We start from the raw sequence: 15,171 nt of genomic DNA, 5'->3' as shown, positions 1-15,171 counted from the left end.
GCCCGCACTCCCCGTTCTGGGTAATTATGGGATACCATGGGATTTCATGGGCGGTCAATGGAATCTCTTGGATTCCGGCTCGATTTGATCGCACACGACCCCGTCGGGAGAGGTTACGCCGAACATGCTTAATGAAGCCTTGACACAAATGTAGAATCGGATTCGCAGGAATACGGAGGTTTTGCCCTCAAGCCTGCGGAAACCCGGCAATTTCTGCCTATCCTGAAAGACTTGTGGAGAATGAAAACGCCGCGCAAAAGCGCGGCGCTGTCTGCTCTGCATCACCCCGTTCGGGGCGGAAATTATCCTGTTCCGGATCCGCTTCGTGTGGAGCGGCTCACATCAGCAGATCGGCATTGCCTAGCGCCTCAAGCTGCTCCGCGATGCCGCCGGTCCCGGTCACGACACCATTCCAGCCCGCAGCGGTCAGGTTGGCGATCGACAGGTCCTCGGCCTGCAATCCTTCCAGCACATAGGCGTGGCCGCCATTGTTCTCGATCGTGATCAGGAGATCGGAGCCCACCTCCTCGATCGAGACGTCCTGCGCGGAGAGGCTGCCAAAGTTCAGCACGTCCTCGCTCACATCGAAATTCTGCACCGCATAGACGCGGCCCCAGGCCCAAGTGAGCTGCACCGTGTCCGCTCCCGGCTGCAGCACGATCGCATCGGACGTTGCCGGCGGCACGACGGGATCGTCCGGCGTACCCGGTGTTTCGGGTGTCCCCGGAGTGTCCGGATCGGGCGACACGCCCGCCCCCTCACGCACCTGGAAACCGTCCGTGGTCTCGCCCGGAGGGGCTTCGGGCGTCAGAAGCTGTTCCCGTGAAACCAGCGACACGTCGTTCTGATCAAAGCCGAAGGGGGTTTCGAGGTTGTCCTCCATGACCTGATCATGATGGAACTCAAGATTGCCGGCGATGAGATCCGCCTTGGAAACGCCGGCAAAGGTGAAACTCTGGCCGCTCGGCAGCGAGCTGATCACCATGCCGTTTGGAGTGTCCTCGACACTGAGACGCTCACGCGTGCCGAAATAGAGGAAACTGATCTTCTGCGTGGCCGCATCGAAGCCGTCGATCACCTGCGAAGCGCCGTATTCATGCGAGCGGATATAGACCGTGTCCGCCGCCCGTGGCCCGATGCCCTTCTCCCACGAGAGGATGCCGCCCAGATCCTGGCGAAGGTGCTCGTTGCCGACAATTCCAAAGCTTTCGATGGACAGTTCCGAGAGCTGCACGCCTTGCAGGATCTGCATGTCCGGCCCCCACGGATTGTCGATCACCGGCTCGCCGGCCGGTGTCATGCTCAGGATCAGGCCGTGGACGGAGGCATTGCCGAAGTCGAGGGTGTCGGTGGCCGGGTTGAAGCCGACAATGTCATCCGATCCGAAATCGGCTGCCCAGTTGACGCCGCCAAGATCGCTCGGTCCGGTGGGGACCGGCGGATTGGACCCGTCCGTGTCGTAGATGATGTCGAAGCCGCCAGTGTCCGGGGTAACCACGGACGTTCCCAGAAGTGTCGCCACTTCATTCAGGGCAGATTGCTCCGCGACCATGAAATTGTTCATGGAGAGCTCTGACGCCGTAACTCCGACCAGAACCGTTTCACTGACAATATCGCCCGAAAGACCCAGGACCCTGATGGAGAGCCCCGCGTCAACATCGGCGACAGTGAGCGGGAAGTCACCGAATTCCAGCCGCGCGGCAGTCACCCCGGCCTCCAGATGAACCATGTCCGTCGCCGGGTTGAAATCGAGGATGACCCTCGTAGGACTGTCCGGCGTGATCATGACCATCTGCGGGCCGTCAGGCGTATCGGGGGTCTCGGGTACAGGTGGTTCAACTGGCAGCGTGGGTACGGATCCGACCTGAGACAGGATTTCCTGGCCGGTGTCCACGCTCTGAATTGTGAAATTGGCATGCGACAGGTCGCCAAGGCCAATTCCGGCCAGGGTCAGTGTCTGGTTATTGGAGGCCATGGTGAAGACCGTGTCGCCATTGACTTCCGCGACATCGATCGCGTCCGGCCCGAACCAGTCGATGAAGATCGTATCGCTGGCGGGATCGAAATCCGTGATCGTCCGGTTGGTACCCCAGGCCCAGGTGATCACCACACTCGCGGTCGCCGCCGTGACACCGGCGGTCCCGTTCCAGCTGCCGGGCGAGACCGGCGGCATGTCCGGTGTATCCGGTTCGTCGGGCGTATCCGGCTCATCTGGCGTATCGGGTACATCCGGCGTATCGGGCACATCGGGCGTGTCCGGAGCACTGCCGCCGATCAACCCGAGAACTTCAGCGGCCGCACCGCCGTCCAGAATGGTGAAATTGGCGTCGCTCAGGTCGGAAAGCTGAATGCCTGCCAGGGTGGTTGTCTGGTTGTTGGAAGGAACTTCAAAGACCACACCCGCCGCCGTCTGCGTTACGTCAAGATCAGCAGCGCCGATCCAGTCGATGAAGATCGTGTCCGTCGCCGGGTCGAAGCCGTTGACGACCTCGTTCTGGCCCCAGGACCAGGTGATCACCACATCGGCATCGCCTTCCCCGACACCGGCAGCCCCATTGCCGCCGCCATTCCCGCCTGTGCCAGGCGCTCCCCCACCGGGCGTGCCGAGGCCTTCATCGCCCGTCAGCCGCTCCTCGAAATAGGAGATCAGGTCGGCAACAGACGGCGCGTCATAGCCGCCGAACTGGTCGACATATTGCAGGATCGACGTGCCGTATTCATCCGTACTGACGGAGCCACTGAGGAGAAGCGTTGCGGTTCCCCAGGCACCGCGCAGATGGGCGGCGGCGAGAATGCCGGTCAACGACAGCTCAACCGACACCGTCTGGCCGTTCTGTACATAGCTGGCTGTCTGGCCGATGAAGTCTCCCAGCGACTTGCCCCCGGCCGCAAGCTGTGTCTCCAGGACCTGCAGATTGTAGCCGAAGGCTTCCTGGATCGCGACGGTCTGCGCCTCCGCCGTCATGAAGTCTTCCAGGGAATTGACGCCGTTCTTGCCGGTCCATGTGCCATCCCAGGTGTTGGAGGCCGCCCCGTTGCCGTAGAACACCGTGTCGTCGTAATAGCCGAGGTCGATCAGCAGCGCCTCACCGAACTGGAACCCGACAAAGCCGAGGGAATTCATCGACCTGTAGGCCATCGTCTGCCACTCGGCGTCGCTCAGATCGGACCAGCTGGAATAGCCCGGATAATAGTCTCCCACCGGACCGCCTGCCCATTGGTCGAGCTGCCAATCCTGAATGATGCCCGCATTGTAACGCTCCCGATCCCAACCCGATTCAAAGGCCAGAAGAGCCGACATGAAGTCTTCGAACGTACCTTCCATCTTTTTACCCGCCTGTTTTGAGTAGAACACTCGAAGGCTAGGCGGAGCGAAGTTCGGAAAGATGGACGTCAGATTAAATTTTCAAGATAATACCGTGACTTCAGACCGCAATTTTGCCGAATTTCTGAAGCTGTAAATTGAATTTCAAATGAACACTTTAGGAAGCGTTTTCTTCCTCAAGAACAAGAAATTTATTCGAAAGGCAAACATTGCCTCGTCTCACGGGGTGCTTCACCGAACCGGGCCTTGTAGGCCTGGGCAAAGCGCCCCGGATGCCGGTGCCCTGACCGGTCGGCAATGTCGGCGATCGACAGATGCGCACCTTCGCTCAAAAGCAGGTGCCTTGCAACGTTGAGCCGGACCTCCTGGAGATAGCGCAGCGGCGAGACGCCATATTCCCGCTTGAAGAGGATTTGCAGATTGCGAGGCGTGGTGCGGGCCTCGGCGCTGAGGTCCAGCAGCCCCAGGTCTTCCGGATAGCGCTCGTTGATCAGACTGACGGCCCGCTTCAAGATGGCCGGCACGCTGCCACTGTCCCTGCGCTGCAACAGCGGCGTCACCGTGCTGGGCTGCGCGTAAAGAAGAGAGATCACGAGACCTTCTTCCAGATGCTTCCCGGCATGGAGGTCGTTTCCCTGAAAGGCCTGTCCTTCTTCCGCGGCCGCGAATGCCCCGCACAGGCGGCGGCGCCAGAGGGAGCCCGGCGTACCCTGGAGATCGAACGCAGCCTGAAAGCGAACCGGCCCGACCTGCATGCCGGCAATCCGTTCCGCCACCTGCTGCAGGAACTTCCGATCAACCTGCAGCAGAACCTGCTCGCAGCCTGCATGCCAGCGCATGGTCGTTCCGCGGTCCGGATTGAGGATGGACCCGACCTTCGGGGTCGATTGCACGCACTGGCTGCCGTTTCGTACCGATGCGGCACCGGCAAGCGGGATCTGGATGAGATAGAAGCCCGAGAGCTCGCCCGGATCGATCGAAACATCAGCGCCGTAGCGCAGATAATTCAACGATAGGCCGTGTCCGGCAACACGGTTCTGGCAGGCGTCGAAGCTGTCGCCGGCGGAAAAGCGACCGAGGCGATGATTGCAGAAATGCCGGGCAACGATCTCTCTTGCTTCGTCGACGTCGGTCGTCGCGAAGCTGCGGAAGCGGTTGAGCGGCTGTCTGCGGTTTCCCTCTGCCATCATGACAGAAGCTTGCCGTTGTCTGCCGATCCGATCAAGGGCGAGGCTACAGCCGATGCGGCATTTTACAGCACCGGGCAAGGAATTTTCGTTTTCCGGATAAAACATTTCCGCCCCGCGGGCTTAGCCTTTTCCCGTCGAAAGACCAACGCATGGAGGGGAACAATCATGCACAACGGATCAGGCATCACCGCGGCCGGCGCGGGACTGGACGGGATCAGCTGGAATGTCGTCGGGCACATCTATACGCCCAAACTCTTGAGCGGCAACGCTTTCATCTGGCACGCGGTCATTCCCGCAGAGACTTTCGTGCCGCCGCACATCCATCCAACCCAGGACGAGTGGATCGTCATGCTGGAGGGGGAACTGGAGGTCGAGATGGGCGGCAAGACCCACAAGGCCGGGGCCGGCGACACGATCCGCATGCCGATGGGCGAGGCACACGGCATCTTCAACCGCTCGGGCAAGACCGCGACTTGCGTCTTCGGCGTCGCGCCAACCCGGAAGCTGTTCGATCTCTTCGGTGCGCTCAACGGCGTCAGCGATCCGGCGGAACTCGTCCGGCTGTCGGCCCTGCACGAGGTCGACTTCCTGCCCCCGCCCGATCAGGCCTGAGCCTGCACCCGAAAGGCAGGAGGACAACAGCATGACGAAACGCAAGACTGTCGCCGTGATCGGCGGCGGCGTGAGCGGACTTGCGGCCGCAAAAGCCTTCGACGCGCGCGGCCACCGGGTGCTCGGCATTGAACGCAGCCACGATTTCGGCGGTGTCTGGGAACTGTCGCGCTCCTATCCGGACGTGCAGACCCAGTCGCCCAAGGACCTATACCGCTTTACCGACATGGCCATGCCGGACGACTATCCGGAATGGCCCAAGGGCCCTCAGGTGCATGCCTATCTGCACGCCTATGCCCGCAAGCACAAACTGGCACGCCTGTTCCGGTTGAACACGAGCGTGGTTTCCATGGAGCGGCGGCAGGACGGCAAGCCCGGCTGGACGCTGACGCTGGAAGCCGCCGGCAGGACCTGGTGCGAGGATGTCGATTTCGTCGCCATCTGCACCGGCCAGTTCTCCGACAAGAACATCATCTCGCATCCGGGTCAGGAAGCTTTCGAAGCCGCCGGGGGCACTGTCCTGCACAGCTCCGACTACACGGACAGCAAGCTCGCCGAAGGCAAACATGTCGTTGTTCTGGGCGGCTCGAAATCGGCGACGGATCTTGTCGTCAATGCCGCCCGGAACGGGGCCAGGTCCGTGACGCTGGTCTATCGTGAACCGGTCTGGCGGGTGCCGTATTTTGTCGGCGGGATCAACTTCAAGCGCCTGCTCTACATGCGCGCCCAGGAACAGCAGTTCAATTCCTGGGGCAGGTCGCCGGCCGGAAAGGCGCTCTACACGCTCTTCAAGCCGTTGATCTGGGCAAATTTCCGCGGCCTCGAAACCCTGCTCAAGTTTCAGCTGAAATTGAAGAAATGGGACATGGTGCCGGAAGTTCCGATCGAAAAGGACGCCTCGTGTTCTCTTCCGATCGTGACCCCCGGTCTCTTCGAAGGCTTCGAGAATGGCTCCATCCGGCCGGTCCGGGGGACCTTCGACAGATATGAAGCGGGCAAGGCGGTGCTGTCGACGGGGGAGCAACTGCCCTGCGATCTGGCGGTGCTCGCCGTCGGCTGGAAGCTGGGTGTTCCTTATCTTGCGAAGGAATACCGGGACAAGCTGATCGAGCCGGACGGGCAATACCGCGTTTACCGGTTGTCGGTGAACCCGGACCTGCCCGACATGGGCTTCGTCGGCTTCAATTCCAGTTTCTGCACGGTGCTTTCCGCCGAAATGATCGCCAACTGGCTGGTACGCTATGCGGACGGCCGGCTTGCCAAGCAGCCGAGCGAAGAGACCATGCGGCGGGATATCGAAGAGAACCTGCGCTGGCGGCGGCAGGAGCGTCCGGCGGCAAAGGTCTATGGCGGCCTGTGCTCGGCTCCGTTCCACTTCCGGCATTTCGATGAATTGCTGGCCGACATGGGGGCAGCAAGACGCAAGCGTGCCAACCCGCTCGCCGAGCAGTTCTCCTATCCGGATGCCGATTCCTACGGAACGTTTCTTCAAAGCACGCCGCACTATGCGGCCGGATAGGGAGGTTTGGAGCCAGCCGGCCTGTAAGCCGGGTTCTGTATGGCCCGTTTTCACGGACGTGACAGCCATTCATCTGTGACGCCTGTTGCCAGGCGCCTATCGCAACCAACCCGGACAGCCGGCCTGGAAACCGGCCTGGACCGGATTGCTCCGGTCCGTGCTGTCCCTATTCGGTTTTGCTCCCGGTGGGGTTTACCGTGCCGCCCCTGTTGCCAGGTGCGCGGTGGGCTCTTACCCCACCCTTTCACCCTTACCCCGGGCAGATCTTTCGATTTGGCCGGGGCGGTTTGCTTTCTGTGGCACTTTCCCTGAGGTCGCCCTCGCCGGGCGTTACCCGGCACCGTGTTCCCATGGAGCCCGGACTTTCCTCCCCCGCGGCCTTTCGGCACTTGCGGCAGCGGCTGTCCGGCCGACTGGCGCATGGGACTTAAGAGGGTTTGGGTCCAAGGTCAAGCAAAGCCGATGCGCAGGATGGCCGATTGCACAGGCAATCGGGCCGGCTTCAGAATCCGGTAGGCGAGATCCGGCAACAGCCGGATTTCGTCCCGCCCCTTCCCCGTTCAACGTCAAAGACCAACGGAAAGGCGGAACGCTACATCCAGACCCTGCTGAGAGAGTGGCCTCATGGAGTTCCGTAAAGAACTTCAGAACAAAGAAACGCTGCCCTGCCAAGATGGCTCGCCATCTGCAATTGGCAACGCCCGCAGGACGGCGTTGACTTCAAGACACCGTCAGTCGACCGAACCTCAATCAGTGAACAACCTTTTTGGTTTCCTCACCTGGCGCGTTTTGCAAGCGGTCCGGTCAGTTTCTCAAGCGAAGGCAGTCTCAGACCGGCGCCCTGAGCTCAAATCGCACTTCGCTTCCAGGCACGCCACCTTAATTCAATACTTCGAAACAATGAATTTTCTTGCCCGAACTCATATTTCGATATCTGATTTATTTATCTAGATATCAAATAAAAGATATTACAATGTTATATTTTACAATAAATAATACTTTGAAACATCAACAATTATTCATACGATTTTAAGTAAATTAAATTGTAATTTACCCATATTCGAACTGGAGAACAAAATGCACATCTGGCGCATCCTGGTGCCGGCTGTCCTGGCCGCTTCCTCCGCCGTGGCAGACGAAACACCACCGGACCCAAAGGCTCTCATCACGCCGGCCGTCATTGAGAATGTCGGTACCTGGCTGTCCAATCCGATCGTCGCATTGTCGATCAACGCCCAGAACAATGTGCGTGGTTCCCTTACTCAGTCCGATATCGACGCGCTCGACAAACAATGGCGGCAGGAACGGGAGGCCGAGGACAAACCCCTGATCTCTGAAACGCTGTCGGCCCCACTCTCGATCTACCTCTTGCGGGTTCAAGCAGGATCGCTGGGACTTTATCCTGAAATCTTCGTCATGGATGCAAACGGCCTGAATGTCGGCCAGAGCTCCATCACCAGCGACTATTGGCAGGGGGACGAGGACAAGTTCCAGAAAACATTTCCGAACGGCCCGGAAGCCGTCTTCATCGATGCCCCCGAATGGGACGAGGACAGCAAGATCTGGCGCGCACAGCTCAATCTAACGGTCAAAGACCCGTCTTCCGGCAAGGCCATTGGCGCTGCCACAGTCGAGTTCAACTTGACTGAACTCATTCGCCGCCAGGACAAGAACTCATAAGCGAACCGGACCGATGTTCAACAATCTCTCAGTCAGCAAGAAAATCGCCGCAGGCTTCCTCACGCTTGCCCTCATCGGAGCTGTTGCCGGCGGCATGAGCGCCTATCGAACCCACGCGGCCCTCGGGGAAGTGAAATCCGCAAACGACCTTGCGGACCTGAATACCCAGACCGCTCAGTTGACGGAAAAGATTGCGGCACAGGCACTCGCCGTCAAATCGTTCCTGCTCACCGGAAACCGCGACCTGCTTGCAAGATCGGAAGAGCTGAACCGTGAGATCACGGACCGGTTTTCACAAGTAGGAATGTCGATCGACACCTCCCTGCCCGAGTTCCATGACGGCATTGAAGGCCTGAAGTCGAGCTGGGAGACATGGTATTCCGAGATTGCAAAGCGGCAGATTGACTACATGCGCTCGCCTGAAACCGTTGACATGGCGAGGGCCATCGATCTGACGCCGGAAAGCGCCGGTCTTCTGGCAGCCGTACAGCAGGAAAGCTGGAAACTGACGCAAGCAGTAGGCGAAGAACGGCAGAAATCCGTCATCGCCCAGAACAGCGCCCTCAACACTGTCCAGATCGTTGCCATTGCAAGCGCTCTCGCCCTCACGGTTCTCGCCATGGTGCTGGGTTTCATCAACCATGTCTTTGTCTCCGCCCCCCTCTCACGCCTGTCCGCGGTTACCGAAAAGCTTTCCACGGGCGACACCTCACAAACCGTCGACATCGGCGAGCGCGGGGACGAAATCGGGCTTCTGGGCCGCGCCCTGGGCGTCTTCAGGGAAAACCTTATCCGTACGCGGGATCTGGAAGAAGCGGCCGAGGAAGAACGCAGAAACGCCGAATGGACCAAACGCGAGGAAATGGAGCGGGTGGCGAGCGAATTCGAAAGCACGGTTCTGGAAATCTGCAACATCATGATCGCCAGGCTGGATGAACTGCACGGGTCTGCCGGATCCCTGTCAGCGATTGCCAATACGACGACGGAGCAGGCTCTCGCGGTTTCGGCCGCGGCCGAACAGGCGACGACGAATGTGAACACGGTCGCCAGTGCCACGGAAGAGCTCTCCGCCTCGATCAGGGCGATCACCGATCAGGTCCGCTCGTCATCTGAAATTGCCCAGGCCGCGGAAACGGAAGTGGACCGGTCCAACCAGGCCGTGACCACCGTGCAACAGGTTGTCTCGCGAATTGGCGATGTGACCAAACTCATCACGGACATCGCTGAACAGACCAACCTGCTTGCTCTCAACGCCACGATCGAGGCGGCGCGTGCGGGTGAAGCCGGCAAAGGCTTTGCCGTCGTCGCCTCCGAGGTCAAGGCGCTGGCGGAACAGACCTCCAAGGCAACGGAAGAAATCGACCGCCAGATCACGGAAATGCGCCAGGCAGCGGACGCTTCGACCGAGGCGACGGGGTCTGTCGCCGGCATGGTCCGGAAGATCTCGGAAAACACGCTCGCCATGTCCGGTGCCGCGGAGGAGCAAAACCTTGCGACAACGGAAATCGCAAGCAGCGTCACGGAAGCTGCCCAGGGAACGGAAGGCGTGTCCCGGTCCATTTCGGAAGTCAGTGGCGCGGCCGGAGAAACGGCTCGGTTGAGCTCGGAGATGAACGGTGCAGTCAGTGAATTGCATGACCAGTCCAACACCTTGCGCCAGGCCATGCAGGAGTTCTTGAGTAAAGTCCGGGCGGCCTGAGCCGCCTGGATCTTGCGCACTTACACAGGAGGGGGTTCTGCCCGCAGCAGGTCACCAAGCGCTGCCACGCCGCCGTCGATCTGGGCCATAGTGGCTCCGGCAAACCCGATGATGAGCCCTGCACGTTTGTCCGGCCCGAGATAACAATTGCTGAGCGGTGAAACGGCGAACCCGCGCGCCTGCATGGCAAGCGCCAATGCGATGTCGTCGACGGGCTCCCGAAACCGGACGGCGAGCTGGACATTTCCTGTCGGCGGCGCAACTTCCACCCGGTTGCCAAGCCGCCGTGTGAGAGTTTCAAAGAGCAGGTTGCCACGCTCGCGATAGATCTGGCGGATCTGCCGCAAATGTTTCAGGTAGGCGCCGCTTTCCATGAACCGGGCCAAGGCCGCCTGGGCCTGCACATTCGCTGCGGTGCCGGTGTTGCGCATGGTCTGCGAGACCGGTTCCACCAAAGCCGGTGGCACAACGCAATAGGCAATCCTGAGGCCCGGCAGCAGGCTCTTCGCAAAGGTGCCGAGATAGATCACCCGACCAGCTTCCGCGAGGCCATGAAGGGCGGCAACGGGACGCCCCTCGAACAGGAACTCGCTGTCGTAATCGTCTTCAAGTATTGTCGCACCGGCAGCCGATGCGGCCTCCAGAAGCGACAGACGCCTGGCGAGAGGCATGCGTGCACCGAGCGGATAATGGTGCGAGGGGGTGACGTAGATCATCCGCGGCGATGTATTTTCCCCCGTCATCTTCGACACATCCGCGCCCTCTTCGTCCGTCGGCAGCGGACGGATCGTCAGCCCTGCGCCGTAAAAGGCAGTCCTGGCGCCCAGATATCCGGGGTCTTCCAGCCACACCGTGTCACCCGGGTCGGTCAGGATCTGTGTCAGAAGGGTCAGGGAGGCTTGGGTGGACCCGGTGATCAGGATCTGCTCAGGCTCCGCCCGGACCCCTCGTTCAGCCGCAAGATGCCGGGCGAGCTGCCGCTTCAGCTCTTCCAGCCCGCAGAAATTCTGATAGTGCAGGTCCGTGCTGCGTTCGAGCCTGGCTGCCCGCCGCAAGGTGCGTGCCCATTCCTCGAAAGGAAAGCAGTCGAGTGCGGGAGATCCGGGCTGTAAGGCCCCGGGGCGGAATGCCCAGCCGTCGCCGCGTGTGCTGGCACTCAGCAGCTCGCCACGCCGGGAAAGTTCCGGACCATCGGCAGGCATGGTTTTTTGCACTCCCTTGCCTTCCAGAACGAGGCCCTCGGTGACGCGGGGAGCAGCACCTGTGCGCAGAATTATGACGCCTTCGGCCTGAAGCAGCTCATAAGCCGAGTTGACCGTGTTGCGGGCGACCGCAAGCATCGACGCGAGACGCCGGGTCGACGGCAGCCGGCTGCCCGATTGCAGCAATCCCGCGCGCACGGCGTCCCGAAGTCCGCGATAGATCTGCTCGGACAACGGGACCGCACCCGACCGGTCAAGCGTCAGGATGCCTTCTGGAAAAACTGGTTCTGCCATTTTTTGAAAACCGGACCTTTCATAGGTCCAATTTATCCGGCAAACAGCAAAACACAAGATGGACGGATAAAGGGAGACCGCACATGTCCACGCTGGAAAAACGCAGCGGCGCCGATCTGCCCCGGTATGCGAAGATCCGCCAGATGAACCGGGGCGCGTATGACCGGACCCTCGCCTACGAGATCCTGGACGCGGGACTGGTGGCCCATTGCGGCTTTATCCACGAAGACCGTCCGATGGTGATCCCGATGGCCTATGCGCGCATCGGCGACAAGCTCTATATCCATGGCGCCAGCACCACGCGCATCATCAAGAGTAATGCCGGCGGTGTGCCGGCCAGTGTAACCGTGACACTTGTGGACGGTCTTGTGGTCGCCCGCTCGGCCTTTCACCACTCGATGAACTACCGCTGCGCCATTGTTCATGGCATAGCCCGGCTTGTTGAGGACGAGGCCGAACAGATCACTGCTCTAGCGGCGATCACCGATCATCTTCTGCCTGGCCGCTGGGACGAGTGCCGGGAAATGATGGCGAAGGAACACAAGGCGACCGGTGTCCTGGTGCTCGATATCGAACATGTCAGCACCAAGGTGCGCACCGGCGGCCCGGTCGACGACAAGGAGGATCTTGGTCTCGACATCTGGGCAGGCGTCGTGCCGGTCGTCACCGCGCTTGGTCAGCCGTTGGCTGCAGCGGACGTTTCCGCCCAGGTGCCCGTACCCGCGTCCGTTCCGGCTGCCCGCAAGAAATTCGCCTGAACACCCCTGAAGCAAAAGACCCCGCCGGTTTCCCGGCAGGGTCTTCAGGCCCACGACAGAGCCTGCAGGCAACAGAGTTCCCGGTCAGCTGGATGCCAGGATCTGCTTGACCTTGGAGCAGTAGCGCTTGCTGACAGGGTTCATGCGCTTCGCAAAGTGTCCGGCGTTGTAGCGCAGGATCGTGCCACAGACATCGCCACCAGCTTTCTTGTGTGCACCGGCGAGATACTTCATGCCCCACTCCAGATTGGTTTCCGGATCGTAAAGGGCCGTTGTCGAACCGCGATAGCCGATACCGCGTGCGGTGGCCGGCTTGATCTGCATCAGCCCGACTTCGCCGGCACTGCCGCGTGCGCGCGGATTGAAATTGCTTTCCACCTGGACAACGGCCTTGGCGATCTGCACCGGCACGCCATGCTTTGCGGCCGCCTTGCGGATCAGGGTCGCGTATTTGTCCTTGCTGATCTTCGCAGCAACCGGCGCACTCGCCCGCTTCGGCGACGTCGCACGCTTCACGCTGGCGGTCTTGATGGCCTTGGTGTTCTTGGTGGTTTTGGTGGTCTTGGTGGTCTTGGCCGACTTGTCCTGCGTGTCCGCTTCTATGACATGCAGGATCGGCTTGTTGCCCGAACCAACAGACGGCTTAGTTTCGGCAGCCGCGCGTGCTTTTTCCGGATCGATGACATGCAGGATCGGGTCTGACCCGGATCCGACGCTGGATGCCATTGCGGAGGGAGCAGCAAGAGTAGTTGCGTAGGCGAAAAGGCAAAGCGCCCCAGTCAGAGTTTTGAATGACCGTAACATTCGTCCAACCCTTTTGGTTTTCGTTGCGTTGAAATCGGGGCGGAGAAATGAAGGACGTATGGGACGAAAATGGGCGCTTTCCCATCACGAATTATTTCAAATTGTTACTGAATATTACAGATAATTCATGCGAATTCTTGTCAGATCAGGTAGAATATGGCGACAATAAGCATGGAATTTGTCGATTAGGGGACCCTCAGGAGAAATTCTGTGACGCCCCGCCCGTCTGTCCGGTAAAAAATGCTGCAGCGCGGAAACTTTTTCGACGCCTGCGCGTTCAGTCCGGCTGGATAGCAGGAACTTTGCTGGAAGCGGCGACGTATTGCGTGCTGACATGTCACGCTGGCACGCGTCGCAGCCGAACGTCCTGCTGTCACCCCCTCAGCGACGGCAGCTTGCGCAGCAAGGCGTCAAGGGTTTCGATCGTCGACAGGTCCACGACACCATCCACCTTCTCCTGCCGGAAATGGCGCTGAAAGGCCGTGACGACCTGCCGTGTCTTCTGATCGAAGTCTCCCGTGATATCGACCTCGTAGCCGTAGAGTGCCAGCATCGACTGCAAGGCCTCTACTGGCTGGCCGCTGTCCCCTTCCTGCATGAGCACGCCACCGCCCTGGGGTTGATGGCCGACATATAGCCCGAGGCCTTGTTCTGCCAGCCGGTCCCAGGGGAACAACTCGCCCGGATCTTCCTTGCGGTCCGGCGCGATGTCGGAATGGGCCAGTACCATCCAGGGATGGATACCGTGCCGGAGGCAGACATCGCGTACCAGTGCGATAACGGCGGCAACCTGGGTTTCCGGAAACGGCCGGTAGCCATGCTCGTGGCCCGGATTGACGATCTCGATGCCGATGGACCTGGAATTGATATCCGTCTCGCCCTTCCAGAAGCTGCGCCCCGCATGCCAGGCCCTGCGAGCCTCCGGGACGCATTGCAGGATCGAGCCGTTCTCATCGACAAGATAATGCGCAGACACTTCGGACCGGGGATCGCACAGGCGCTGCAGGGCCTCTTCGGCGGTCGGCATTCCGGTGTAGTGCAGCACCACCATGTCGATCGGTGCCCCCTGGGCCCGCTGGCCATGGTTGGGCGAAGGGTGAATTCTCGCTTTTACCCCGGTATCAGTCGCAACGCTCATAGACCTCTTTCCGCACAGATCTTCGCCCACGCATCGTTCAGTGCGGCGAGACGGTCGTTGGCGATTCGCACGAATTCCTCGGGAACACCGCGGGCGATAAGCCGATCGGGATGCGTTTCCTGCACCTCGCGGCGATAATGCGCCTTCAAATCCGCGTCGCTCGCCTCGGGACCCAGTCCGAGCACCTCATAGGGATTGCCGTCGTTGCGCACATGTCTGGCGAAAATCTTCGAAAATTCTCGGTCATCGATTCCGAAAACCTCAGCCACCCGGGAAAGGTAGCCTATTTCGCTCTCGTGGACGACGCCGTCAGCTTTCGCAATGTGAAAAAGCCCATCCAGAATGTCGAGCAGTGTCTTGCGATCATAGGGGAAGAGATCTGCCAGCTTCTTGGCATAGACGTCAAACCCGGCGATGTCTTCCTGCGCCAGGTTGAACAACCGCTCCACGTTGCGCTCCTCGCCCGCAGGCACGTCGAACAACTCGCGGAAGGCCAGGATCTCGTCCGTTGTCACGACGCCGTCGGCCTTGGCCATCTTCGCGGAAAGCGCGATCATGGCGACCGTGAAACCGACGCTGTTCGTCCCTTCCGGCCGGGCCAGGACGAGCTGGACCAGCCGGTCGACGATCTGGGCGCTGCCGCTACCGATCGAACTTACAATAGCGCCGAGGCTGCTCCAGACACTCACACATCAGCTCCCGTGGAGACGAGAATAGGCCGGCGGGTTGTTTGACCAGCCGGGTGAATCAATCCTGCCCCCACTCATATCGGCCTGAAATGAATTTGGCCAGCACGGCCCAACGCCGCAGCCCCGTGTGCCCTCCGGCCTGTTAACACGGGACAGATGCCAACGATTCATGATGGTTAAAGGAATTCCGCCTAGGCTTTCACGACACGCGTTCGCAAGATGGTGCCTCACCGGATGGCCGTTCCCCTGGTAAGAAGCAAC

Annotated in this window: 12 protein-coding genes and 1 other RNA gene; 6 read left to right on the top strand and 7 right to left on the bottom strand. The window is 60.3% G+C overall.

The window, feature by feature from the left end; translation table 11 throughout:
* Positions 1-337 precede the first annotated feature (337 nt).
* Positions 338-3,325, bottom strand: coding sequence for a hypothetical protein (locus ACX3M4_RS27780; protein WP_459356165.1), 2,988 nt, complete (start codon positions 3,323-3,325; stop codon positions 338-340).
* 191 nt (positions 3,326-3,516) lie between these two features.
* A complete protein-coding gene (locus ACX3M4_RS27775; RefSeq protein WP_459356164.1) occupies positions 3,517-4,515 on the bottom strand; it encodes an AraC-like ligand-binding domain-containing protein in 999 nt (332 codons plus the stop codon).
* A gap of 165 nt (positions 4,516-4,680) precedes the next feature.
* On the opposite strand from ACX3M4_RS27775, the gene ACX3M4_RS27770 reads away from it, so the two are divergent.
* Positions 4,681-5,127 (top strand): cupin domain-containing protein, encoded by a 447-nt coding sequence (locus tag ACX3M4_RS27770; RefSeq protein ID WP_459356163.1) that lies wholly within the window; start codon positions 4,681-4,683, stop codon positions 5,125-5,127.
* A 31-nt stretch (positions 5,128-5,158) separates the two neighbouring features.
* On the top strand, positions 5,159-6,646 hold the full coding sequence (locus tag ACX3M4_RS27765) for a flavin-containing monooxygenase (protein WP_459356162.1): 1,488 nt from the start codon (positions 5,159-5,161) through the stop codon (positions 6,644-6,646).
* Positions 6,647-6,654: 8 nt separating this feature from the next.
* Here the strand turns inward: ACX3M4_RS27765 and rnpB are convergent.
* An RNA gene (gene rnpB / locus ACX3M4_RS27760) (RNase P RNA component class A) lies at positions 6,655-7,063 on the bottom strand.
* A gap of 207 nt (positions 7,064-7,270) precedes the next feature.
* Here rnpB and ACX3M4_RS27755 point away from each other — a divergent pair.
* From ACX3M4_RS27755 to ACX3M4_RS27745, 3 genes are all read left to right on the top strand, one after another.
* Entirely contained in the window at positions 7,271-7,597 is a 327-nt protein-coding gene (locus ACX3M4_RS27755; protein ID WP_459356161.1) for a hypothetical protein, read from the top strand.
* 126 nt (positions 7,598-7,723) lie between these two features.
* Positions 7,724-8,326: a hypothetical protein gene (locus tag ACX3M4_RS27750; protein ID WP_459356160.1), complete on the top strand. Its 603-nt coding sequence runs from the start codon at positions 7,724-7,726 to the stop codon at positions 8,324-8,326.
* A gap of 13 nt (positions 8,327-8,339) precedes the next feature.
* A complete protein-coding gene (locus ACX3M4_RS27745; protein WP_459356159.1) occupies positions 8,340-10,025 on the top strand; it encodes a methyl-accepting chemotaxis protein in 1,686 nt (561 codons plus the stop codon).
* Positions 10,026-10,045: 20 nt separating this feature from the next.
* On the opposite strand, the gene pdxR is transcribed toward ACX3M4_RS27745, so the two are convergent.
* On the bottom strand, positions 10,046-11,521 hold the full coding sequence (pdxR, locus tag ACX3M4_RS27740) for a MocR-like pyridoxine biosynthesis transcription factor PdxR (RefSeq protein WP_459356158.1): 1,476 nt from the start codon (positions 11,519-11,521) through the stop codon (positions 10,046-10,048).
* Positions 11,522-11,604: 83 nt separating this feature from the next.
* Here pdxR and ACX3M4_RS27735 point away from each other — a divergent pair, with 83 nt between their 5' ends.
* Positions 11,605-12,279, top strand: coding sequence for a pyridoxamine 5'-phosphate oxidase family protein (locus ACX3M4_RS27735; RefSeq protein WP_459356157.1), 675 nt, complete (start codon positions 11,605-11,607; stop codon positions 12,277-12,279).
* 84 nt (positions 12,280-12,363) lie between these two features.
* Here the strand turns inward: ACX3M4_RS27735 and ACX3M4_RS27730 are convergent, their stop codons facing one another.
* The 3 genes from ACX3M4_RS27730 to ACX3M4_RS27720 all read right to left on the bottom strand — a co-directional run bounded on the left by ACX3M4_RS27730 (position 12,364) and on the right by ACX3M4_RS27720 (position 14,910).
* Positions 12,364-13,005 carry a lytic transglycosylase domain-containing protein gene (locus tag ACX3M4_RS27730; protein WP_459356156.1) on the bottom strand — a complete coding sequence of 214 codons (642 nt, stop codon included), beginning with the start codon at positions 13,003-13,005 and terminating at the stop codon, positions 12,364-12,366.
* A 451-nt stretch (positions 13,006-13,456) separates the two neighbouring features.
* Positions 13,457-14,221: an N-acetylmuramoyl-L-alanine amidase gene (locus ACX3M4_RS27725; protein ID WP_459356155.1), complete on the bottom strand. Its 765-nt coding sequence runs from the start codon at positions 14,219-14,221 to the stop codon at positions 13,457-13,459.
* Positions 14,218-14,910, bottom strand: coding sequence for a TerB family tellurite resistance protein (locus tag ACX3M4_RS27720; protein ID WP_459356154.1), 693 nt, complete (start codon positions 14,908-14,910; stop codon positions 14,218-14,220). The genes ACX3M4_RS27725 and ACX3M4_RS27720 overlap by 4 nt, the downstream gene beginning before the upstream one ends.
* Positions 14,911-15,171: the final 261 nt, after the last annotated feature.

The organism is Roseibium sp. M-1 (assembly GCF_054515675.1).
The sequence above is the reverse complement of the archived record's forward strand: the minus strand, read 5'-3'. Positions and strand labels throughout refer to the sequence as shown.

What these genes read in the sequence shown, in the direction of transcription:
- ACX3M4_RS27735 (WP_459356157.1), top strand. Translation starts at nt 11,605, where the DNA reads ATGTCCACGCTGGAAAAACGCAGCGGCGCCGATCTGCCCCGGTATGCG.
- ACX3M4_RS27775 (WP_459356164.1), bottom strand. Translation starts at nt 4,515, where the DNA reads ATGATGGCAGAGGGAAACCGCAGACAGCCGCTCAACCGCTTCCGCAGC.
- ACX3M4_RS27780 (WP_459356165.1), bottom strand. Translation starts at nt 3,325, where the DNA reads ATGGAAGGTACGTTCGAAGACTTCATGTCGGCTCTTCTGGCCTTTGAA.
- ACX3M4_RS27725 (WP_459356155.1), bottom strand. Translation starts at nt 14,221, where the DNA reads ATGAGCGTTGCGACTGATACCGGGGTAAAAGCGAGAATTCACCCTTCG.
- ACX3M4_RS27765 (WP_459356162.1), top strand. Translation starts at nt 5,159, where the DNA reads ATGACGAAACGCAAGACTGTCGCCGTGATCGGCGGCGGCGTGAGCGGA.
- ACX3M4_RS27745 (WP_459356159.1), top strand. Translation starts at nt 8,340, where the DNA reads ATGTTCAACAATCTCTCAGTCAGCAAGAAAATCGCCGCAGGCTTCCTC.
- ACX3M4_RS27730 (WP_459356156.1), bottom strand. Translation starts at nt 13,005, where the DNA reads ATGGCATCCAGCGTCGGATCCGGGTCAGACCCGATCCTGCATGTCATC.
- pdxR (WP_459356158.1), bottom strand. Translation starts at nt 11,521, where the DNA reads ATGGCAGAACCAGTTTTTCCAGAAGGCATCCTGACGCTTGACCGGTCG.
- ACX3M4_RS27755 (WP_459356161.1), top strand. Translation starts at nt 7,271, where the DNA reads ATGGAGTTCCGTAAAGAACTTCAGAACAAAGAAACGCTGCCCTGCCAA.
- ACX3M4_RS27750 (WP_459356160.1), top strand. Translation starts at nt 7,724, where the DNA reads ATGCACATCTGGCGCATCCTGGTGCCGGCTGTCCTGGCCGCTTCCTCC.
- ACX3M4_RS27770 (WP_459356163.1), top strand. Translation starts at nt 4,681, where the DNA reads ATGCACAACGGATCAGGCATCACCGCGGCCGGCGCGGGACTGGACGGG.